General features: G+C 33.8%; 21 protein-coding genes. 4 read left to right on the forward strand and 17 right to left on the reverse strand.

Annotated features, from left to right (window positions below):
- Nucleotides 1-48: 48 nt before the first annotated feature.
- Nucleotides 49-909 (reverse strand): polysaccharide deacetylase family protein, encoded by an 861-nt coding sequence (locus tag CC92_RS0114615; protein WP_051650921.1) that lies wholly within the window; start codon nucleotides 907-909, stop codon nucleotides 49-51.
- Between the two features lie 146 nt (nucleotides 910-1,055).
- Between CC92_RS0114615 and CC92_RS0114620 the strand changes: the two genes are divergently transcribed.
- Together CC92_RS0114620 and CC92_RS0114625 are read left to right on the forward strand one after the other, a co-directional pair.
- On the forward strand, nucleotides 1,056-1,592 hold the full coding sequence (locus CC92_RS0114620) for a hypothetical protein (RefSeq protein ID WP_029505045.1): 537 nt from the start codon (nucleotides 1,056-1,058) through the stop codon (nucleotides 1,590-1,592).
- Between the two features lie 109 nt (nucleotides 1,593-1,701).
- Nucleotides 1,702-2,613 carry an AraC family transcriptional regulator gene (locus CC92_RS0114625; protein ID WP_029505046.1) on the forward strand — a complete coding sequence of 304 codons (912 nt, stop codon included), beginning with the start codon at nucleotides 1,702-1,704 and terminating at the stop codon, nucleotides 2,611-2,613.
- Between the two features lie 189 nt (nucleotides 2,614-2,802).
- On the opposite strand, the gene CC92_RS0114630 is transcribed toward CC92_RS0114625, so the two are convergent.
- The 15 genes from CC92_RS0114630 to CC92_RS0114700 form a co-directional block, all read right to left on the reverse strand.
- Nucleotides 2,803-3,507 carry a pirin family protein gene (locus CC92_RS0114630; RefSeq protein ID WP_029505047.1) on the reverse strand — a complete coding sequence of 235 codons (705 nt, stop codon included), beginning with the start codon at nucleotides 3,505-3,507 and terminating at the stop codon, nucleotides 2,803-2,805.
- A 91-nt stretch (nucleotides 3,508-3,598) separates the two neighbouring features.
- Nucleotides 3,599-4,033: a MarR family winged helix-turn-helix transcriptional regulator gene (locus tag CC92_RS0114635; RefSeq protein ID WP_029505048.1), complete on the reverse strand. Its 435-nt coding sequence runs from the start codon at nucleotides 4,031-4,033 to the stop codon at nucleotides 3,599-3,601.
- A 502-nt stretch (nucleotides 4,034-4,535) separates the two neighbouring features.
- On the reverse strand, nucleotides 4,536-5,588 hold the full coding sequence (locus CC92_RS0114640) for an NAD(P)-dependent alcohol dehydrogenase (protein WP_029505049.1): 1,053 nt from the start codon (nucleotides 5,586-5,588) through the stop codon (nucleotides 4,536-4,538).
- A gap of 147 nt (nucleotides 5,589-5,735) precedes the next feature.
- The gene (locus tag CC92_RS0114645) at nucleotides 5,736-6,392 is read right to left on the reverse strand and encodes a hypothetical protein (protein ID WP_029505050.1); all 657 of its coding nucleotides are present in this window, start codon (nucleotides 6,390-6,392) and stop codon (nucleotides 5,736-5,738) included.
- On the reverse strand, nucleotides 6,389-6,928 hold the full coding sequence (locus tag CC92_RS0114650) for a flavodoxin family protein (protein WP_029505051.1): 540 nt from the start codon (nucleotides 6,926-6,928) through the stop codon (nucleotides 6,389-6,391). Before CC92_RS0114650 ends, CC92_RS0114645 begins: the two co-directional genes overlap by 4 nt.
- Nucleotides 6,929-6,976: 48 nt before the next feature.
- Entirely contained in the window at nucleotides 6,977-7,393 is a 417-nt protein-coding gene (locus CC92_RS0114655) for a flavodoxin domain-containing protein (protein WP_029505052.1), read from the reverse strand.
- Entirely contained in the window at nucleotides 7,386-7,973 is a 588-nt protein-coding gene (locus CC92_RS0114660) for a TetR/AcrR family transcriptional regulator (protein WP_029505053.1), read from the reverse strand. Before CC92_RS0114660 ends, CC92_RS0114655 begins: the two co-directional genes overlap by 8 nt.
- Before the next feature lie 446 nt (nucleotides 7,974-8,419).
- Entirely contained in the window at nucleotides 8,420-11,071 is a 2,652-nt protein-coding gene (locus CC92_RS0114665) for an NYN domain-containing protein (RefSeq protein WP_029505054.1), read from the reverse strand.
- 308 nt (nucleotides 11,072-11,379) lie between these two features.
- Entirely contained in the window at nucleotides 11,380-12,393 is a 1,014-nt protein-coding gene (locus CC92_RS0114670) for a LacI family DNA-binding transcriptional regulator (RefSeq protein WP_029505055.1), read from the reverse strand.
- Between the two features lie 68 nt (nucleotides 12,394-12,461).
- On the reverse strand, nucleotides 12,462-13,877 hold the full coding sequence (gene dcuC / locus CC92_RS0114675) for a C4-dicarboxylate transporter DcuC (protein WP_029505056.1): 1,416 nt from the start codon (nucleotides 13,875-13,877) through the stop codon (nucleotides 12,462-12,464).
- A gap of 164 nt (nucleotides 13,878-14,041) precedes the next feature.
- Nucleotides 14,042-14,962, reverse strand: a complete 921-nt coding sequence (gene rihC / locus CC92_RS0114680; RefSeq protein WP_029505057.1) for a ribonucleoside hydrolase RihC — start codon at nucleotides 14,960-14,962, stop codon at nucleotides 14,042-14,044.
- A complete protein-coding gene (rbsK, locus tag CC92_RS0114685) occupies nucleotides 14,955-15,881 on the reverse strand; it encodes a ribokinase (protein ID WP_029505058.1) in 927 nt (308 codons plus the stop codon). The genes rihC and rbsK overlap by 8 nt, the downstream gene beginning before the upstream one ends.
- A gap of 112 nt (nucleotides 15,882-15,993) precedes the next feature.
- Nucleotides 15,994-16,410 (reverse strand): GNAT family N-acetyltransferase, encoded by a 417-nt coding sequence (locus tag CC92_RS0114690; RefSeq protein WP_029505059.1) that lies wholly within the window; start codon nucleotides 16,408-16,410, stop codon nucleotides 15,994-15,996.
- A gap of 156 nt (nucleotides 16,411-16,566) precedes the next feature.
- A complete protein-coding gene (gene dcuC / locus CC92_RS0114695; RefSeq protein ID WP_029505060.1) occupies nucleotides 16,567-17,922 on the reverse strand; it encodes a C4-dicarboxylate transporter DcuC in 1,356 nt (451 codons plus the stop codon).
- 492 nt (nucleotides 17,923-18,414) lie between these two features.
- Nucleotides 18,415-20,745, reverse strand: a complete 2,331-nt coding sequence (locus CC92_RS0114700) for a leucine-rich repeat domain-containing protein (protein WP_051650922.1) — start codon at nucleotides 20,743-20,745, stop codon at nucleotides 18,415-18,417.
- A 336-nt stretch (nucleotides 20,746-21,081) separates the two neighbouring features.
- Here CC92_RS0114700 and CC92_RS0114705 point away from each other — a divergent pair, with 336 nt between their 5' ends.
- Entirely contained in the window at nucleotides 21,082-21,498 is a 417-nt protein-coding gene (locus tag CC92_RS0114705; protein ID WP_334290912.1) for a cupin domain-containing protein, read from the forward strand.
- A 207-nt stretch (nucleotides 21,499-21,705) separates the two neighbouring features.
- Here CC92_RS0114705 and CC92_RS0114710 read toward each other — a convergent pair whose 3' ends face one another.
- A complete protein-coding gene (locus CC92_RS0114710) occupies nucleotides 21,706-22,164 on the reverse strand; it encodes an Lrp/AsnC family transcriptional regulator (RefSeq protein WP_029505063.1) in 459 nt (152 codons plus the stop codon).
- Between the two features lie 280 nt (nucleotides 22,165-22,444).
- On the opposite strand from CC92_RS0114710, the gene CC92_RS0114715 reads away from it, so the two are divergent.
- Nucleotides 22,445-23,785, forward strand: a complete 1,341-nt coding sequence (locus CC92_RS0114715) for an MATE family efflux transporter (protein ID WP_029505064.1) — start codon at nucleotides 22,445-22,447, stop codon at nucleotides 23,783-23,785.
- Nucleotides 23,786-24,126: the final 341 nt, after the last annotated feature.

Consider the following 24,126-nt stretch of genomic DNA (forward strand, 5'->3'; position numbering starts at 1 on the left):
CGCTCTTAAAACTTATATTGTTTAACATACTTGATGAAGATATTTGAATCATTGAACATCTGATAATTCGGATAATGGTTTAAATTTATATCCCATCTCTTCCCATTTTGTTAATAATTCATCTAATATCTCGCCATTTGTATTAGATGTATTATGAAGTAGGACAATTGCTCCATTATGTACTCTCTTTAATAATTTATTAAATGCTTGTTCTTTGGTTGGTTGACTATTTTGATTCCAATCAACATAAGCAAGACTCCAAAAAAAAGTCTTATAACCTAATTCTTTCGCCATCTTTAAATTCCCAGTGTTAAATTTCCCTTGTGGTGGTCGATAATATTTCGTTAGTTTTTTCCCGGTTATTTGCTCAAATAAAGTAGCTACATCATCTACTTCTTTTTGAAAACTATCCAAACTTGAGATCTTAGACATATCATAGTGATGATAGGTATGATTTCCTACTGTGTGTCCTTCTTCCACCATACGTTTTACAAGATCAGGACAGGTTTCTAGAAAATGTCCAACTACGAAGAAAGTAGCAGTAACATTATGCTTTTTCAGGGCATCTAGTATTTTACCAGTGTTACCATTTTCAAATCCGCAATCAAATGTTAAATATATTACTTTATCAGTATTATCTCCAATGAAGTAAGCATCATACTCCTTTAGTTGCTCTGCTGATACATTGCCCCTTGGTTGTGTTCCTTCTTGTCCGAAACCTAGGCCCCAACTATCTATTTGCTCAGAAACAGCCATAGTTGACCTAAAATGTTCTACTCCACGTGCAGTTACATTCCCTAAACAGTAACAAAAAGCAAAAAAGATTACGAATGCAATTGCTTTTTTGTAATTTATCCTGATAATTCTTTTGTAATCAATCTTTTTTAGATTCTCTAATTGAAACTTCATGCCACCTATGCCTTTAAAGTATGTTCCTTTTTATTATATTAATTATCTTTGTAAACATTCTTAATTTACATAAATAGATTGAAGTCCACTGTTATTTTATGGTATTATTTATGGTATTATATTACATTAAACTTTGTGAGGTACTTATGGGACTATCAATATCAATATCACCAGTTGCAATCATCATCCTACTTTATGTACTAGGTAATTGCATAATAAGTTTTGGTAAAAGTAAATGGATGAATCTATGTCATATCATCTTATCCACTATTCTTGCATTCCTAGGTATCGCCGGAATGTTTCTTATGCGACCGATTTTCATTACCAGACTCCACAAAAGAGCTAAGATAAGAGAATTTGATTCTGATTTCATGAACTGGGCAATGGATAAGTTTGATACTTATGCAGTCATATCTATTATCGCTACTTTCGCTATTATCTTATTTTTCTTAATATATTTTATACTACTTAAGAAAAAAGAAAGCTTCCTATGGAATAATTTAACCATTATTCTCATTTTTCTCATGACAACTAACTTTTTTATAGGAATTGCCTTTGGAATAGGTACCATCAATAAAATGTTTGATGTCTCCGGTTATATTATGCAACTAATTATTGCTGAAATTTTTGCCCTTTATATACCGTTGATCACCAAAAGGATTCTGATACTAAAGAGTAAATAGAATGATTTTGCATAATTGTATTTTCTTATTACAGTAAAAAGAGCATTTCTAATCAAGCCTACGTTAAAGTAGATATGTTATCATTTTTCAGAAGGAGGTACTAATCATTATGCACGCATGGGAACAGATACAAAAAACAATAGATTATATTGAGCAACATCTTTCAGAGGAGCTTGATATCGGGAGCCTATCCAAGATAGCTGCTTTATCACCCTTTTACTATCAACGCCTATTTAAGCGATTGGTAAAGAAACCTGTCATAGAATATATCAAATTACGTCGAATGGCAAAAGCAACCGAGCACTTATTACAATTAGACAAGCGTATCCTAGACATCGCACTGGACTTAGGTTTTACTTCTCATGAGCAGTTTACTCGTACATTTAAAGATACCTTTGGTATCACACCAGAAAATTATCGTAAGTCACCAATCATATTCAATCGAATGACGAAACCACAACTACTTCTTAATTACACATTAATTGACGAAAATGTTCCTTTGATCACTGATGGTATTGTACTAGAGATAAGTAGGAAACATCTAAACACAAACGAATATTTTTCAGGCTATCAAGCGAAAGTACCAGTTAAATTTATGGAAGGTCTCGGAGTAGATTCTGGGGAAGACCCGCTTATTAACCTTTGGGATAATTTCCATAATACAAAAAACAGTATCACTGATTTGATTCCAGATGGTGACGAACTAGGTGTTTCTTATACCTGCGAGGAAGAAGGTTATTTTTACTATTTTGCTGGAGCACAGTCAACAGCATTAGTTAATTCAGAAGAACTTACAACCTGGGAGCTTCCTTCTGGTGAATACATTATTTGCTCCTTTGAAGCAGAGAATTTTGAAGGACTAGTGATGGATGCACTTTACAAAGCACTGCAATACCTTTATGGAATTTGGCTACCGAAACATAATATTACTACAGAAGCATTTTCCGCAGAAAGATATGCTAATCATGATGTGAACACAACAAAAATGGAACTCTGGGTGAAGCCAATAAAGAATAACTAATGTAGCTAAATAATTAAGAATAACTATTGTAGTACAGTTACTACTGAAAGCTTTTTAGAGGGTTTGTATTTAAGTTATCGTAAACAAGAAAAAGTACGCTTCGCAAACTTTTCCTTGTCATGAATAAAGCACATGGTAACCAGGGTATTACCATGGTTACCATGTGCTTTTCAAACGTTATCTTTAGATTTAGATTCCATCCTTCTTCATTTCAATAACAAGATAGTGGGATTTCTCATTTGCTTTTATCAAAACAGTTTCTTCTTTGATTTCCAACGCATCTCTTGCATTAAGATGCTCCTCATTGATGTTAGAATCTCCTTCAATCTGTACGAAATAAGCTTGTCTTCCCTTCTCAACTCTAAACTGGTCTTCCATACCTTTTTCAAGCTCTAAGGCATAGATATTAACATCCTGATTTATTTTAATTGGTGCATCTCCATTCTTTCCAGAAACTAATTTCAGCCAATTATCCTTTCTTAAATCCCAGTCAAACAAATAATCTCCATAATTCGGTGTATGACCTTTTTTATCTGGGAAAATCCAAATCTGAAGTAATCTTAGAGTTTCATTACCATAATTATGCTCGCTATGAAACACCCCAGTACCAGCACTCATATATTGCACGTGGCCACGTTTTAAGGTACGTTTATTTCCCATGCTATCAGCGTGTGTTAATTCACCGTCGATCACATATGATATAATTTCCATATCTTTGTGTGGATGTGTATCAAATCCTTCCTGTGGCTCGATCAAATCATCATTGATCACACGTAGAACGCCAAAATTTATGTTGGTAGGATTAAAATATTCTGCAAACGAAAAGTGAAAAATGCTGTTAAGCCATCCAAGGTTACTTTTACCCATTGTTTTCATATCTATTTTTCTTATCATAAGAGATCTCCTTTCATGTCACTATCTACTATTATAGTGACTTGTCATAATATTCATTGCTACAATTAATAGTTAAGTTTTTATTTGATTTTTAAGGTACCTGATCATCTAAGGTGTCAACTAAGGTGAACATATTAGAAACAATATCATTCTTTATATTATCATCAAGACTACAAAATAAATCATCCAAGAACTTTTTGTGTTTTGCAAATGCTCCAGTGATTAACTCTTCTCCTTTTTGTGTTAAGCTAATATAGAAAATTCTTTTATCCTTATCACATTTTTTACGACAAATTAGCTCTTTCTTTTGAAGCTTATCCAAAACATAAGTAATGGTTCCACTAGTTACTAAGATCTTCTCTGCAATTTTTTGCACTGGTTGCTCCCCTTTATGAAGTAACATCTCCAATACTCCAAATTCGCTAATATTTAATCCATATTCTTGAACGTTTTTTTCAATTCTAGAAAAAACAGTATTATAACATCTTGCTGTTGCAATCACTAATTTCAAATTAACATCAGTCACTTGACCACCTCTGCGATACTTTCAGTAAATATTATTTTTATCATATTATCTTGAATTCAAGATAATTATAACTCAAATAAATCTTGTTGTCAAGATATCTTGAAATCAAGATTTTTGTTTTCAAGATTATTGATATAATTATTTATAAGGATTCTATCACTTTATTTAAACTTATTCAGTTAATTCTATCATAATAGAAACAGAGATTTATAAGTTATTCCTATTAGATACTAATTTATTGGTTAACGAGGACATATGAATCTTTCTTTTAATTTGATATTACTTAAATCTGCTTTTACTTTCTTTAGACATACAGGGTAAAATCTAGTTACCGACTGTGGTATTAAGAAAATCAATTGCTATATCAGGAATAAGAGATAATAGTATTCGCTGTATTAGAAGTAATTAGGCGAAAAAATCTCTAGGCAGGAATAATGAAAAAAGGCACTGATAATCCAGTGCCTCTAACTTAAGTTAATACTCTTCTGTTATGTTCACATTACTAATCTATAAACACAACTGGTTTGATTAAATCTTGCGGTTTTGTATCCATCAGATGGAAAGCATCTTCAATTTTTTCTAACCCTGTAAAACGATGAGTTATTAATTTAGTAGTATCTATTCTATTGTATTCTATCATCTGAAGCATTTTTTGGATACGTACAGCTCCTCCTGGACAGAATCCGCCCCGAATTGTTTTGTTCGCCATACCTAGCCCCCATGAATAAGCAGGCATAGCCAAGACATCTTTTATATCAAAGAAATTGACATTAGAGATATATCCACCTGGCTTTGTCATCTCGACTGCTTGGCGGAAGCTATCTGCATTACCACCTGCGATAATAACGGAATCTGCTCCAGTCTTTGTTAATTCCATCACTTGCTTAACAATATCCCCATCTTTATAACTGATAATATCAGTTGCTCCATATTCTTTGGCAACCTTAACACAGTTAGGGCGGGTTCCGATTGCGATAATCCTACCAGCACCACGAAGCTTTGTACCAGCAATTGCCATTAAACCAACTGGACCAATACCGATTACAACAACGGTGTCGCCAAAGCTAACATTCGCATTTTCTACTCCGTGAAATCCTGTTGACATCATATCAACTGTCATAACTGCCGCTTCAGGCGCAATATTTTTAGGGAGTATCACAAGGTTTGCATCTGCTTGATTCACATGAAAATATTCTGCAAATGTACCATCTTTTTGTCCTAAAAACTTAAAACTCTTCATAAGGCCTTCATCATGTGCATTATATTCGCCTTGAACTCCCAAAGCAAGCCAGTTCGGTGTAGTGCAAGGTACGACGACGGTATCGCCAACCTTGAAGTTTTTTACCAAACTTCCCACTTCAACTACCTTACCAACTGCCTCATGACCTAAGATTAAATTTGTTTTTTCTCCTGAACCTCCGTGAAGTACATGTGTATCCGACGAGCAAGGTGCTACTACAATCGGCTGTACAATTGCATCCAGTGCTCCACAAGAAGGTCTTTCTTTTTCCATCCAACCTGCATGATTGATGGAAAGCATACCATAACCTTTCATATTAAGCCTCCTAATAATCTGTCATAAAAGGTATTATAGTACTTTGTTAAATATATAGCAATCTTTTAAGAGTTTTAGTCATTTATCTACTATTATTACATATAATGGTAGATCAGTTGTGATTTATGTTACCTATCTCCTTCTAACTTATTTCGATATCAAATATGGACTTTTTTGCTTAATATCGATTCCATGGCTTTTTAGATCTTTATCAATTTTCCGATTCATCGTAACCGCCATAATTCGATAGATAAAACTTGGTACTTTAATTTGAGCTACTTGGTAAACCTTACTTGGCGCTTCTTCGTCCCTATCGATATAATCAAAAAAGATTTGAAGCTGACGAATCATCTTTTTTGAGTTTGGAAGTTTTGTAATAGGCTGTCCATTTAAGATTGCACCCAATCCCATTACAAATCCACCTTTATAAGAAACATTACATTTCTTACAGAACATTTCTAATAAGGACAAACCGCTCTCATGAGTATGGGGATATGGCATTCCACCTTGAATGATTCCATATAAACTTTGACGATGCAAGATTTCTCTATGTAATGATAACTCCTCTAATAGCGCAATTGTATCGGCAGGGTATGTATTAATATAACAAGGACCACATAGTACCAAGGTATCTGCTTTATCCACAGCCTCTCTTAATTTTATAAGATTATTTAAATTTGGATATAGGTGAATTATTTCACAAAGATGTCCCTTTTTTAATAGATAATCTTGACACATCGATAGCAATACATAACTCGTTCCATTCTGACGAGGACTTACGTTGAGTAGCAATATATTTTTCATACTTTCTTAACCTCCTCGATGATCTGATTCCTCATTTCTTCACTTAACGATTTGTCTGCAATATAGCACTTTCCAATCCCTCTGGTAATCACAAGATTTTCATGAAAGAGTTTTTGAAATGCTTCTAATTCTTCCTTCCTACAATTTTCCATATTACCAATGGTGAAGAACTTAAACCTACTACCAAGCTTACCACCTTTCACTAACTCTTTATTTTCTACAAAATAATGACGGTCCATAATCAACGAAATTTTATCATAAACACGTTTCACCTTAAAAGAATAACTCCCAAATGTAATTGGTGTAACAAATATTAGCACATCTGAGCGTATAACTTTAGGATAAATCCAGTCTCCGTCATCTCTTACTGTACATTTACCATAAGTTTTATAGGTACAACCACCACAACTAACACATGGTTTTATTTCCACATTGTCTAGCGATATATATTCTGCTGGAATCTCTTTTGAAAGAAAACCTTGATAAAGTTCTATTCCGATACAATTCTTTCCTTCATCTGCTATTATAGTAACCATATATCCCCTTTCATCTACCACTAGTATTTATGATACTTTCCCATCTCTTTATCTTTTCACTAGCTTCATTGAAGACTCTACGATTTCTTTTATATCCTTTTCATTTGGGTGACCAAATTTCATAAATAAGAAGCTACCTTGGCAATGTAGCTCATCCTCAACTAGAATTTCCTTTTCCTCTAAGATCTTTCTAACTGCATCCTGACCTTGTATTTTCTTTACACTAGAGGTAAGGAATACTACCCTTTTTATATCTTCTCTCTCAAGACTATTCACAAATTCTAAAAGACTAGGTAGGCTAGTCCCTCCATAGATACCGCCAATAATAAAAAGCAAGTCTACTTTTCCAAGAATGGGTTTACTTGCTACATTTTCTGCTTGAACATTCAATGCTTTCGCAAGTGCTAACGCTATCTTCTTTGAATGTCTAGTTTTTGTTGCATATACAATTTTTACGTTATTCATTATTTAGAATCCCTCCTGTAATTATATCAAATTGAACTTTAAATAACTCTTCTGCCTGTTCTAATGTTAGTTCAGTGAGTCTAGAAATCATAAGGTTAAATCCAAGAAACGAGCTCCAGATAGAAAATGCTGCTTTTTCAAAATCCATTGGCTTTATTAAGCCTGCGTCCATTCCTTCTTTTAAATTTTGGCTGATGAGTGATATCCATTCTGGCTTATCAGATTTTCGTCTGCTGTATTTATGAAGAACGATTAGATTGTATTTTTCAGGCTCCTCATAAGCCAACATAAGAATTCTATGAAATACAGTCCGCATATTGCTAATAACATCTTTTTTTTCATCCAATAATTCTAAAATTTGTGAACGAAGCCATCCTGTCTCCGCTTCTTCGATGGCATCTATTATTTCTTGCTTATCTTTGAAGTGATGATATACCACACCAGTAGAATATTTCATCTTTTGAATAATCTTTCTAATTGATACTGCCTCGAATCCCTCTTGGATTCCTATCTCTAGAGCTGTATCAAGAATCGTCTGTCGTATCATCTCACTGCGCATCTTTTGCTCTTCTCTTGCCATATCGTATCCCTCCATAAATACGTAACGCCGTTTCTATTCATAACACCGTTATGTGTATGATAAAAAATAAAAGGATAAATGTCAAGAGATATAAAAAGTTATTTTCTTTAAAAAGCGATATCATTCTCCGATTCATCTAAACTTGTCATTTCCTATGATTTGGTGAATTTATTGCATGTAGCAAACGAATGATATAATAAATGAGGTATCGTAACTTTTATGAAAGTAAATCTAAAAGAAATGACTTTCAAAAAAAGATTCAATATGTCTGGGACTATTATCGAACTTCTACCATAGTGTGCATCGTTTTCGAGCAGACAATGAAATTAAACAAATGCAGAAATAGTATAGCTTTCTTTGGGCGAGATCAATTTGCTCAATAACTGCTGAAGGAACTGTCTTGATAGTTCCATATTCTGCGATATGGAACTATGTCTCAAATATGTTTATATGTGATCCTCTTCTTTCATTAGCTCTTCCATCTTCTGTTTGATATCCTGTGAAAGCGAATCCAAAAGATAATTACGGTCTCTTCCCTGTGTTTCCAAAAACTCCTGTTTCATTTTCTCATTCGCTCTATTAATTTCATCCTTTAAATCTCTCGCTGACAACAAAGAACATCCTGCTCCTCTTATAATTATCTGCTGCAAACCATCTGAGGTTGCAACTGTAATATTATATTTTCTCTGATTGTCATGAGCAAACTTTTCGATATACTGATCTGCTGTTTGTGCCTCTCTAGTGTATACTAGGTGAATATTATGATAATCAATCACTTCCTCTTGATGTCCTTCTACTCGATAAGCATCAAATACAACAATGATCTGACATCTTCGAATCCCCTGATAATTACTTAAGGTCTCAAGTAATTTCATTCTTGCTCCATCCATATTTTCTTCGGCATGTTCTTTTAGTTCGGGCCATGCATAAATAATATTATATCCATCCACAAGAAGATACTCTTCCTTATTTTCCTTTGGCTTAGTCACATAGGTAGTAGGTTCATAGTAACTTTCCCGTGCCGTTTTGTTTCTTTTCCAGGCTGATTTCTTTCCTTGATTAGAATAGAAGGTACTATTGATAATTTGATCAATCTCATCTACACTAATAAGGCGTTCTTCTGTGTATGAGACCTTAGAGTCAGGTACTTTTACCGAACTATCTTCGTTTTTCTTTCGATATCCTTCTACATGCATATAATTCTTAACTTCATCCCAATCCACTAAAAAACCTGCTCCATGCGCGCAAAATACAGAGCCAGTTGGGTTTTCAATATCTCTTTCCGAATCATATCCGATACTTTCTATAACCTCCTCTGTATTATGGCAGGGAAAATATCCTTTCAAGCTGCAAAACAGTTTTCCATGGCCTTTCGTATATGCAATTACCTCTTTTTGATAATTTCTCATCGTAATGACAGGAGCGCTCCCAGAAAGAATCGCGATATCACCATTGGTCTGTGAAATTTCACAGGTACCATACATTTTTTCAATATCTGTCATAGCTCTTCCTACCATTTTTTCAGGTAATTCCAACTGAAAGGTATAATAAGGTTCTAATAGTATTGATTTTGCTTCCTTTAACCCTTGTCGTACTGCGCGGTAGGTAGCTTCTCTAAAATCTCCACCTTCGGTATGTTTATTGTGTGCCCTTCCTGAAATCAACGTGATTTTCATATCAGTTATTGCAGAGCCTGTAAGAACTCCTCTATGAGCTTTTTCTTCTAGATGAGTTACTATGAGTCTTTGCCAACTTTTTCCCAAGTCGTCCTCACTGCAATCTATCCCAAACTCTAAACCGCTTCCTGGTTCTCCCGGCTCTAGTAACAGGTGAACCTCCGCATAATGTCTCAATGGCTCAAAATGTCCTACCCCTTCTACTACATTATCAATTGTTTCTTTATATACGATTCTTCCAGCATCAAAGGATACTTCTACACCAAAACGTTCCTGAATCATACTCTGAAGGATTTCTATCTGTACCTCTCCCATAATCTGCGCCTGGATTTCTTGTAACTGTTCATCCCAGACAATATGAAGCTCTGGTTCTTCCTCTTCAATTTGGCGAAGTTTTGGTAACATCATTCTTGGGTCACATCCCTGAGGTAGTATAATCTGATAGAACAATACGGGTTCTAATAAAGGAGTATCAGAAATTCTTTCAATGCCTAATCCTTCTCCAGGCTTAGTTTGACTTAATCCTGTCACTGTACATACACTACCTGCTTCTAACTCACTTACAGCTTCATATTTTTGTCCAGAATAGACTCGAATCTGATTCACCTTTTCTTCCCAAAGTCCATTAGTTAAGGTATCTTTTACCTTCAGTTTTCCACCTGTAAGCTTCATGTGTGTCAATCGGTTTCCCTGATCATCTCTTGTTATCTTGAAAACTTTTGCCCCGAACTCCTCTTGATAACATGGTGGTATTGTATATGTGAGAAACCCGTTAAGAAATTCTTCAATACCATCTAATTTTAACGCTGATCCAAAGAAACAAGGAAATACTTTACGTTCTTTCACCGCTTGTTTTATCTGCTTTTCTTCTAGGAACCCATTTTCTAAATAGTACTCCATCATAGTCTCGTCACACATAGCGATTTGATCATAAAACTCCTCTGTTTTATCTTGTCCAAATTCAATGCATCCATCTTCTAATTGCTTTTTTAGCTCCATGATAAGCTTATCTTTATCCGTCCCATTTTGATCCATCTTATTCACAAAGAGAAAGACTGGTATTTGATATTTATCTAGTAACCTCCATAATGTTTTGGTATGCCCTTGAACTCCATCCGCTCCACTTATTACTAAAATAGCATAGTCAAGCACCTGAAGTGTCCTCTCCATTTCTGCAGAAAAATCCACATGCCCAGGTGTATCTAACAGAGTAATCTGAGTCTCTCCTATTTCCAATAAAGCTTGTTTTGAAAATATAGTGATTCCTCTTGCTTTTTCTAACTCATAGGTATCTAAGTATGCGTCTTTGTTGTCTACTCTACCCAGTTTTCCAATTTTGCCGCTCGTATAAAGTATACTCTCCGATAGCGTCGTCTTACCCGCATCCACATGTGCTAATATTCCAATAACCAATTTATTCATCATCTATTTCAAATCCTTCATTTTTGATCTATTCTTAAAAACTACAGTCACTTAGCTTGTCTGTCGCTTCTACCATTTATATGATACCAGTAAGTTTGCTATTTGACAATTTCATCGTATTATTTTTCACAAAATAAAATAAAACAGATGGGAGTCAGAAAGACATCCAAAAAGGATTGGGTACCTGGCACACACAGTTCCCAATCCTTTTTCATTTCTGATTCAAATTTCGTCTATTCGAGTGATTAAAACAACCTCAATAGATTATTTAAAACTAACTTATATTTTTAACTAACTAATATTTTTTACTAACTTATATTTTTAACACTATCATTGATAAGTAATTGAGGATAAAGACAAATAACTTCTGGTTCTTTGGTTTCATTATTAATATTTTTAAATAGTAATCTACAAGAATTTCTTGCAAGTTTTCCTAAATCCTGATCTATCGTTGTGATCTTTGGAGTTACGACAAAATTATGTAGTGTATTATCATAACTTACGATCGAATAATCCTCCGGAACTTTTTTTCCACATTCACTCAAATATTTCAAGAAACCAAGTGTCATCATGTCATTGCAGCTATATACAGCTGTTAAATCAGTGTTCACAATCTCTTTTCCTGCATTATATCCACCAATTACTTTATATTGACCATCATAAATATACTTTTCATCTACTGGCAAATTGAATTGTTTCATAGCCTCAATATATCCTGTAACACGAGAGTTCGTTGAATCTTTTGACACCGCATATCCGATACAACCAATCTTGGTATGTCCACTTTTTACTAACATGGAGATTGCCTGCATGGAGCCATTGATATTGTCAATATAGACTTTATTGCATTCAATATCATCTAAATAACGGTCAACCATGACATAGGGGATAGGTATTGTTTTTAAATAATCTTTAATCTTCTCATAATCATCCTTAGTACCGATACTTGGTGTATAAAGAATTCCATCTACACCTCTGGAAACAAGTAGATGCAATAGTTCAATATCTTCCTCTGGGTTCTCATCAGAATTCACAATCATGATTGCATACCCTTTTTTCCGGCAATATTCCTCTATTCTTTTGGATAATGATGAAAAGAAGATGTTTTCTATATCAGGAATGATTAATCCCACTACATTGGATTTCTTAGTAACCAAACTTCTTGCCTGTTGATTAACCGTATAATTATATTTATGCGCTACTTCTATTATTCTTTTTTTCGTATCTCCAGCAATTCTACACTCCTTTTGATTTAACACTAAAGAAACTGCCGCAACACTAACTCCCGCTTCTCGTGCTATATCTTTAATTGTAACTTTCATTTCTGCAACCTCCAGACAAAGAATCCTTTACAATATATACTAACACACGAGCATCAGAAAAGTCTATTCTATAAGAATAAAATCATAGATAAGATAAACATACTGATAACACCGGAAATCATTGGGATTGAAGTTCGCTTTACTAAATCTAATGGACTAATCTTAACTGTCCCAGCAACAATTATAACTACTGCTGCTACAGGAGAGACTGCCCTTATGATGTTTCCAGCCAATGCCATTGGAATTGTCACAGCCAATGCATTGATACCAGCGGCTGTAGCTAATGGCATCATGAGAGGTACTAACGCATAGAAAAGCGCAGTTCCACTTCCACTTAATAAAACAATCAAGATTGTTAGTCCAACAAGTATTAATGGTAGAATAAATCCTAGACCCGAGCCTTGAATCTCAAGCATTGTGGTTTGTAATGTTGATATCAGGCCGATAGATTTAAGACCCGAAACATAAACTGTAGCAGCCACTAACAATGCAACGATTGACATGGAATTCCCCATGCCCTTAAAGAATGATTCTGTTTTTTGAAGGGCTTCTGAGGTACTTTTATTACGTATCGCTTCACAGAGGATAGCAATTACAAAAGAAACCACTACAGCAAGCTCTACACTTACATTCACGGTAACTCCAGCAAACATATCGAATAAATAGATAGCGATTAATAATAGAATAGGGAATACTGGTAATATGGTATATACGGTACGAAATAGTATGCCACCCTTGACTTCTTCTACTGAATCAATTTTCACTTCATTTTCTTTCTGGTTTGCAGTCCTTTTATCCAAAAGCTTTTGCCAGAAGAAATGTACTACTGCCATAATTATTAAAGTAGGTATTGATACAATTGCATGATATTTCAAAACATAATCCGATACTGTTAATCCTGCGAATTCAGGATATTTCGCAAGTTCAGTGGCAATCGCTACATTGTCTCCTCCTAAAGGAGTTGGCATTACCGTAGCTGTTGTTGCAATTACTGCTGCGGTAGTAAGCGGTGTCATTCCTGCTTGCCGAAGTACTGGATATAGTGTTGCTAGTAATATAATTGCTAAATTAGATGCACTTGGTATCACTAAGGAGAGCAAATTACCGATTAAAAAAACTACAGGAACTAAAATATACACCGATTTTATCTTATTGATAGGCTTTGTTAGGGTATGAACCGTAACTTCATTTGCACCAATGGATGACATATATGCGGTATAGCCACCTAAAATCATAATAATAAAACCAGCCGAATTAAGTGAAGATTTAAATTCATTAATTATTACCAGTAATGGATCTAAGAGTGTCAATCCTGATGATTTAAAGCTATCACCACCAATTGTATTTCCCATAAACATTGCAATGTACATTAGTACAACGCCCATTGCAAACATGGTTATCTTAATATCCATCTTTTTAATTAGCATAACAATTACAATAATAACTGACATTAATGCAATACTATACATGATAAAGTTATTCATATGAAGTTAACTCCCATCTGCGTGCTTTGCACACATACCAGTCAAGATAGGAAAATAAAGGTGTTTCTTTTAAAACTATCTTACATTATTTTCAACCTCTTGACAGTATGAAGCATGATATAGTTTTAGCTTTTGAGTAAAAGCGGGTGCCCTCCCTGATAAGGCTAAATACACTTACGGATAGATTCTTTGAACCATTCACGGAATTTATCCGCATCAATGTCGATACAAACTTTAGCATTATTCGGTTGTTTTAAATAACCTCTTAGATCAACTAAGGTACATCCTGCAGTCATTGTTCCAGCAAGCTCAACATCAATATAAGTATCCACAACCTCATAAATTTCTGGTGCAAGCAGGTAAGCGATTGCAGTACTATCATACATTTTCAGTCCTGTGTTAAAACTACCACCACGATACTTTTTAAACAAGCAATAAGCCATATCTCCAGTTTTATTCATTGATTTAATTGCTTCACTATCTTCTGGTAATACCAAGGCTTTCATTCCGACATCCAAACCTACCATCGTGATATCCAAGCCACTGTGGAAAAGAATATAAGCAGCTTCTGGATCAACACCTACATTATATTCTGACATAACCCCTTTGTTACCACGGCTTGCACTTCCACCCATCATAACAACTTCTTTTATGTTTTCTTTTACTTCTGGATAAACTTTTAATAATAGTGCAATGTTAGTCAATGGTCCAATCGCAACAATCGTAATAGCCTCTTTACTTTCCATGATAACTTTTCGCATAGCATTCACAGCATTTTCGGTAATTGGTGCCACTGTAGGATCTTCAAATTCATAGCCTTCCATACCACTCTTTCCATGAACAGAACTGGCGTCTTCGTATGGTCTAATCAGTGGCTTGTCAGCTCCAACTGCAACAGGTATGTTTTCTTTATCAAAGAATTTTAATAAGCGTAACGCATTATAGGTTGTTTTGTCTATTCCTACATTACCAGCAACTGTAGTAATTAATTTCACATCTAATTCTTCTGAATATAGCGCTATCGCAATTGCTAAAGCATCATCAATTCCTGGATCTGTATCTATTATTATCGGTCTTTTATTCATAATTTCGATCCTCCTTAAAATATTCTTTTACTTCATTAAAATTAGGGATAGAGATTTGAGCTCCTTTTTTTGTTACTGTTAAAGCTGCTACATCAGAAGCAAACTTTAAACCTTCTAAAAAATCTTTCTCATAAATCATATAACGACAAAGCGCTCCTATATAAGAATCTCCTGCTGCTGTTGTATCCACTGCTGTTACTTTTCTTGAAGAAATGTACTCATAACCACCAGAATAATTTGTGATACTTCCATCTGTACCAAGAGTTATGATTGCTTTTACTCCCTTATCCTTAAATATCTGAAGCGCGATTTGATAAGCTTTTTCACCCTCAGGATAAATCCCGGTTAATAGTTCACATTCACTTTGATTTACAATCACTAAATCTAAATACTTATAAAAACTATCGTCAATAATTCTTGCAGGTGCAGGATTTAAAATGGTATAAAGTCCAAGCTCCTTTGCGAATTTAATTGAATCTTTTACAACTTCGAAATCATTCTCTAATTGAGTTAAGAATATGTCTCCTGGATTAGCAATCTTTTTTAACTTTTCTTTTATGGTTTCGATGTCGAGTGTATGATTTGCACCATTACTTAAGATAATCCGATTATCATTGTTACATCTTGTTATCATAGCGACGCCAGAAGATACCTCTTCTGACATTTCAACATTAGAAACATCTACTCCATAAGATTTCAAGTCGTCTATTAGTTGCTTTCCAAAAATATCATTTCCAACTTTTGCAATCATCTTTACTTCTACGCCAAGCTTAGCAGCTGCAACCGCTTGGTTCCCACCTTTACCGCCTGAGTTCATAAGGAAACCATATCCATTAATAGTTTCACCGCTTCTAGGCATATAATCACTTTGTATAGAAATATCCATATTAAGACTGCCTAATACAATTAGTTTTTTCATATTTGGTCACCTCTTCTCGTTTAAAACCTACTTACTTCTTTTCTTACTTCTTTCCTTGATTTCTTTCCTCGTTTATAATGTTAGATAAATTTATTTTTTCAATCCTTTAAAATCATTTATAATGATATTTTACCATACCTGGTCCAAATTCTGCTGTCGGTCTTTCGATAAATCCAAATTTTTTATAAAATTCAGTTTGCCCTGGAGTTGACATTAGCCCAATATATGCTCCGTCACATGCTGTTTCTTTGATGTATTGCTCTAACCTTCTCATTAACAAGGAGCCAATCTTTAGCTTTTGGTATTCTGGAATGACTACAACATCTTTAATAAAAAAAACAATTCTACCATCACCGACAATCCTTGATATCCCTATTGGTTTTCCCTCGTCGAAAATGACTACGGAATAAAGTGTGTTCTTTAGAGCAATTTTAACATCTTCGTACTCATAGTACTTAAAGTTTACTTGCTTTCTGACATCAATATATATTTCTGGTGTTAATGCATTATCAACAATTTCTAATTTCATCCCATCACCCGTTTCATGCATTATTAAGTGACATATGTCAGTTTCTCAGCACACGATACTTTTGTTAAAAATGAGCGCTTTTCAGCGCTCATTTTTACGTCAAAGTGGATATTCGCAATCCGCTTACGTTACCAGCTCTACCTCATTGCCACTAGCTTAAAATAATAATACGAACGATAAAACTAAACAGCTTATGATACCTATAACAACTGGTACACTTGTTCTCTTTACTAACTGAACCGGTGTTGCTCCTGTTGAAGATGCGACAATTACAATAACAGCAGCGACTGGAGAAATAGAACGAACTAAGTTAGCAATCATCTGCATTGGCAATGCTATCATCGCTGGTGATACACCAGCTGCAGCTGCTACACTTGGAATTAGACCTACAGTAGCATAGAATACCGATAAACCATTACCGCTTATTAAGCCGATAATAAAGGTAATACCACTAAACGCTAACATCATAATGATTCCTGCTCCCTTAAGACCATTTGCAGATTCCATTAACATGTCAACAATACCCAATGCTTTTAAACCATTAACGAAAACAGTTGCTGCAACCATAATGGATACAACAGATGCTAAACCTGTACCCATACCTTTAAAGAACTCCTGAACATCCTGAGTAACTTTAGCAATGTTTTTTCTTCGAAACGCTTCACAGATAATTGTAACAATTAAACTGATAAATGTTATGGTTACTAGCCCAACTTCTAGAGAAGGAAATCCTAGATTTATAACAATTACTAAGATCAATGGTAATACTGGTAATAACGCATACAACATTGGAGGTAAGTCTTCACGTAACCCTTTTAATTCTGTTTTAAATGAGGTTCCTTTTGCTTCATCTTTCTTATCACAATATTTTTGCCATACATAATGAGCAATTGCCATAAGAAGTATGGAAGGGATCGAAATAGCTGCATGCTTTCCAACATAATCAAGAATAGTCATTCCGAATGTTTCAGCAGCAATTACGTTATCCGCTCCAAGAGGAGTTGGCATAATGGTTGCCGTAGTTGCTATGATACCTGCTGCTGTCAGTGGACTCATACCTACTCTAGTTAGGATTGGGAAAAGTGTAGCCATTAATAATACACCTAAGCTTGATGCACTTGGAACTACTAAAGATAATAAGTTACCAAGTATAAAGATAATTGGTACTAAAATATATTTTGATTTAATCTTTCCAAGTGGTTTTAACATGACCTGAACAGTTTTATCGTTTGCACCTATGTAGGTCATATAGGTTGAGTATCCCATTAAAGTCATAAGTGTTAAACCAATGTTTCCTAATTGACTTAAGAAAGCTGTTTCAATATTTTTGAAAATATCAAGTAGTACAAATCCTGTCGAAGCTTCCGTATCCAATACAGGATGTCCTAAAATTACTGCCGCAGCTAATAATATAATACCGCAAAACAATAAGGCAATTGTTGTATTGTATTTTTTTACAATAAGCACGGTAAGCAGTATAATTGCTGCAATTGAAATAATAATTTCGACCATATCTTTCTCCTTCTCTTTCATAGATAATCTAATTTAGTGTTTTTGATAAAACGTTTTATCAATCTGTAAATATAAAATATCATTTTTTAATAAACTTGTCAATTAAAATGTTAAAACGTTTAACCAATTTGTTTAATATAACTTTTTTATTGCTTATTATTTGTGCTATTTTCATAATAATTTTGTATTTAATTGTAAATTGCAACTTTGAATATAAGATATATTGTTTCAATACTCTTTCATTGTATACATATAATATTAAAATCAAGTATTCCTAAAGGTAGAAAATCAAATATCTATCCTTAGATAAAGAAAGCGCAATCGATTTTCGATTGCGCTTTCTTTAGTCTAAAATATCAACTCTTTGGAGTGTTTTACTACACCATTAATTCTCTCTATTGGCAAGATGAAAAAAATATAGGAATAAATCGACTACTCCTTTTCCTTTTCCGTTTCCGTTTCCTTTTCCTTAATTTTTACAACCTGGAACATCTAATCCCCTTTATTAATCTTAAAATCACAGAGAAACTGATTTTTAGAATATACTGTGTTAACAGGACCGTAATTGGAAATACTGTTTCCCTTCAGATATAGCTCATTAAGTTTAACCAACCCCTTTAAAGATGCTATATTTTTGATTTTATTATCTTTTAAGTAAAGTTTTTCAAGTAGAGTAAGCTTTGCTAAGGGGTTTAAATCAGCAATTTCATTACCATTCATTGATAATACTCTGAGTTTTTTCAAAGCAGATAATGCGCTAATATTACTGATATTATTTCTTTGTAGATATAAAGTCTCCAATCCGCTTATATTTTGTAATGCATTTATCGTTGTGATTTTATTATTTGATAAATCTAGATTCTTCAAATTAGTCAAAGCCTTTAACCCAGTAATATTATTGATTTGGTTATCGTCCAATGACAAAGACTTAAGGTTTTTCAAGTTTTTCAGATTTTCAATATTCTGAATACTATTTTTCCCACCTTCTAATAGTTCCAATTTTGTAAGTTTATTCAATGCTTCTATATTGCTTATCTTATTCTCACGTATATATAGTTCATGTAAATTTGTTAAGGTAGACAATGGAGTGATAGATACTATCTGATTTCCATTCAGAGATAGTACCTCTAGCTTGCTTAATTTTTTAAGAGCACTGATATCGGATATGGAATTACGCTGTAGGTATAGTACCCGAAGTTTAGTCAGATTCCCTATGGCTGTTATATCCTTTAACTTTAACTGCCCTGCATCCAGATACTCGAGGTTAGTAAGTTTAGATATATCCTTTAAGCTTTTTACCCCCTGTGGTAGTTTCAAACGGTAGATACTTAAAAGCTCTTTCACTGTTATATTTCCTGTATCTTTTCCAAGTTTTTCTCTAACAGCCTGTTCTACTGTAGCATCCGTAAAACTAATATATTTATTGCTGTCTGGTGACAATGTATCATAAGAATTCATCTTTGAAATGATTGTGCTCCAACCATTAAGATGAAACTTCTTCCCAGTTTTGTCGTTATAATCTGGTATATTTGCTAAACTCCAAAGGGAAATACCTCCAAGTTGATAATCTTTGGCTAATTCAATCTTAGCATTGATACTAGTACTATCCTCATATAGGATCACATTCCAGGAGCGATCAGAGGAATTGTAATACTGAATATATGGGCTTTGTAGCTCATTATTATAACCATAGGTGATATTTTCTCCATAACCATCATTATTATCAACACGAGCCTTAATCGATTGATACAATGGAGTAAGCCTACCAGCCCTACTTAAGGTTGTATCTGATAGTTCCTCCCAGTTTTTTGCACTCTTTGCATCAAACTGCCATTGGGCAGCGTCAAATGTAATCTGTAACCATACCTTGGAAAGTTGTGAGGAATCAGAGGCTGCACTCTTTATATCATTTAAAGCTTTTCTTACCATCTGTATGGGTGCCAAGCTACTGATAGGTTCTAAAGCGTTATATCCTGTATACTGCTCTATCTGATTCTTTTGCAGTTTTTTAGTTGGCTCATAGTCATGAGCCATAAGGATCACTCGGTCTGCGATATGAAGTATGTCTGCATAATTATATCCATCGAAGTACAATAATGGATTTACTGCGACATACAACTTTTTATCAATTAAATCAAGCTGTTCCTTTAGCTCTTTTAAAAATTGTGAATAATAAGTGCTGATTTGATTCCCATCATAGAGAATAGGTACATTGTGATTATCAGTATCTCGAAGACCTTCAAAATCAATTACCACACCATCATATGTAAGACCTATCCCTTCAGTAATATTTGTCTCCATAGTACTTACGATACTTTGAATCATAGCTTGCTGTTCCTTCGCATAAGGTAGCAATTTAGTAGCATCAGCACCATCCATATACACATTTAACTGAATTGATTTTCCCTGACTCTTTGCGTATTCTAACGGTTTAAGATAATCCTTCGGATAATAGAAACCAAAATTGCCGTTCTTACCTTTTACAGTATTTAAACTAGCAGAATCTTTCGCATCTATTCTGCTCCATGCAAAACTTATAGAGTCTAACTCATCTATGTACTTTTTCATCTGATCAGAAAAAACTGCATTGGATGGATAGAATGCATGGAGTTCTCCGCTTTTTGGGTTTACTGTTTTCATTGTATTTCTATCAGTAGTGCTATCCTCTGAAATACGTTCTGACGCCTGGATAGGTAATGGCGGAATGAGGAATATCGTTACTATTAAGAGATGAAACACTGATTTCATTAATCTTTTCAAAGAATTATTAATAACATAGAAATTATTACCATGTATATTTTGAGTAAAACCATTCATCTTCATCTTATACCTCCTACTTGTAAGTGTTTTTTTCTCATATTTTAAATAATAGCTGCTATCTATTATAAGTTTTCCTATTGTAACATCGACATCCTTAATTTCTTGTAAAATAGCAATCTCAATAAATGTTTAATTATAATTTCAACTTGAAATAAGTAGTTTTCAAGGAATTTCTAGTATTGAAATAAACCTTTTCATTTTTTATTAACATTTGATAGGTGTTCCTCATATAATATCATAAAATTTTATCATTTAGGTAGCAAAATGTTTGATTATTATAACCGTTTCGTTAATACTCCTATCAGTAATGGGAATGGACCTTCTAACAATCGTACATCCATGACAAGAACAGATTTTGGTCCTTCTCCCTTTTTTATTGATATAAATAAAGCCACACTAAATAACGACACCTTTCGCACTGCTTTGTGGACAGGAAATCATCTGCAGCTTACTTTAATGGATATTCCAGTCGGGGAGGATATCGGCTTAGAGATCCACCCAGAAGTTGATCAATTCCTACGAATTGAATCAGGTCATGGATTATTACAAATGGGAGACAGAAAAGACAATCTATATATACAGCAACCAGTTTTCGAAGATTATGCTATTTTTGTTCCTGCTGGGACTTGGCATAATCTAACCAATACAGGAACCCAATCAATAAAACTCTATACCATCTATTCTCCTCCACATCATCCATGGGGAACTGTTCATCAAACCAAAGCGATTGCTGAATCCTACGAAAAGAATCAATAATTTTAACCACCAGTCTAGAATAACGACTGGTGGTTTTCATTTCATTATCAGATGTCATTAAGTTAACACTTTCTCTCCCTTTTTACCTACATTATCACAATAAACTAAATGTACCATATTTCCTCTACCTTCCTTAGCCAATAACTCTTTTTATGATTTCTAAATCAATCACATCGGTAGTTCTCAACTTCATCGATAGACCACATTTTACAGTCGCAGCCCTTTAATATCTTTAATTCTTGAGAGAATTATATTACAGTCTAAAGATAAAACTCCCGGTAATTTATACATAACATTATTTAAAAATGCTTCCATTCCATCATTATCCTCAGCTACTGCATGCACATGAAGTTTGTGTTTTCCTGAGACTTGATAGATTTGTGTTACTGTATCATTATTATCTAATATATCTATCACTTCTTGATAATACCTAGGTTCCAACTCAATCTCATAATAAGATGATACAGCACTACTTATTTTTTGAGGATTAATTATCGTAGTGTATTCTTCAATGATACCTCTCTCTTCTAAAGCAGAAATCCTCGCTTTTACAGCAACTCTAGAAAGACCAACAGCCTCACCAATATCTACATAACTCATTCTAGCATTTTTAGTAAGTAATGTAATTATTGTTCTATCAACTTCATCCAATCCTTTTAAATACATAAACAAACCCCTTTTTTTAGCAATATCGTCCTTTTATCATAACATTTTTTAGTTATAATGACAAGAAAGCCTTCTTTCCTTCACTCACATTGAAAGCCTTCTTTCCTTCACTCACATTGAAAGCCTTCTTTTCCTTCCCTAACATTGACAAATTTAGGTTCTAATGGTACTCTTTATACATTACATATCGTAAGTTATAGATTACATATCGAAACCTGAAATAAACTAATATCTTGCTTATATCACTAATATTAATAACGGAAAGGAATAATATATAAACATGAAACTTACAAAAGATCTTCTTCATGGGAATGAAACCAAAGCAATGTTAAATTTCGCGATCCCCATGATTATCGGTAACATATTTCAACAACTATATAATGTTGCTGATACAATAATTGTTGGTAAATTTATTGGTTCCAACGCACTTGCTGCAGTAGGTAGTTCCTTTTCAGTTATGGTTTTACTTACCTCAATCATCGTCGGATTTTGTATGGGTAGCGGTGCAGTGTTCTCATTATTTTTTGGTGCCAATGAATTAGAGAAATTAAAAAACAGCTTTTTTACCTCCTTTATTTTTATCGGAATAATAACAATTGTTATAAACTTATGCTCCATCCTATTTATTGACGATATATTAAACTTTATCAATATTCCAACTAAAGTTCTTAACGATTCAAAGATTTATTTGCAGATTATCTTTTATGGAATTAGTTTTACTTTTATTTATAATTACTTCAGTGCTATCATGCGAAGTATGGGAAATTCTATCATACCACTTGTATTTCTAATTCTATCTGCTGTTATAAATATCGTATTGGATATTATATTTGTTGTCCCTCTTAATATGGGTATAGCAGGGGCTGCCTATGCCACGATTATTGCACAAGGTTTTTCCGCAATTGGTATCGCTATTTTTTCTATGTTTCTTGTACCTCAGATTCGTCTGAAACGTAAACATCTATACCTAAATAAAAATATTGTTTCCATGATTTCAAATTATTCCATACTCTCTAGTATACAGTACTCCATTATGAATTTCGGTATTCTAATGATACAGGGATTGGTAAATAGTTTCGGTGTCTCCGCTATGGCTGCTTTTACAGCAGTAGTTAAAATAGAAAGTTTTGCTTACATGCCAGTACAGGATTTTGGTAACGCATTTTCAACCTTTATTGCACAAAATATGGGTGCAAAAAAACAAGAACGTATTCGTTCTGGAATACGTTCTGCTGTTAAGATAATTACTATTTATTGTGTTATAATTTCAGTCTTCATATTACTTTTTGCTAAACCATTAATGCACATATTTATTAAGAAAGAAGAAACTGAAATATTAAAAATAGGGATTCAATACCTTTTCATCGTAGCTGGATTCTATTGCTTAATCGGATACTTATTTATGTTCTATGGTTTGTTTCGAGGACTTGGGAAACCAGGAGTCTCCATAATACTAACCATTGTAAGCCTTGGTACTAGAGTTTTATTAGCTTACCTTCTCTCTTCAATTTCTTTCATTGGTATTGTAGGTATTTGGTGGTCTATCCCAATCGGTTGGGCTTTAGCAGACATCATTGGTGTTTTAATGATCCGATTTCATATTAAACTTAAGGATATATAATACCTCCTTAGTGAAGATGATTTTTCCTACCAACACAAAAATTCCCTCTTAACTATCAGAGGGAATCGTTGTTTCATATTATTTTTTCTTTGTCGAAGCTACTGTTGATGCTGATGCTGTTGTCTTTGTTTGAGTAGAACCTTTCTTTTTTGGAGCTTTTTTGGGATTCTTATCCCCCATTCGTCTCACCTCCTAATTGTAATATTTTGGTTGTGTATTGAGTCTATTTTATCTTTAAATTTATAGATTGTCAATCAAAATTACTACAAATAAAACACTATTTATTTATAATTGAATGTGTTTTTTATCAAATTAAGTTCTAACAGTAAAACACAACTATA

This window comes from Lachnoclostridium phytofermentans (assembly GCF_000733755.1).
Taxonomy (GTDB): domain Bacteria; phylum Bacillota; class Clostridia; order Lachnospirales; family Lachnospiraceae; genus Lachnoclostridium; species Lachnoclostridium phytofermentans_A.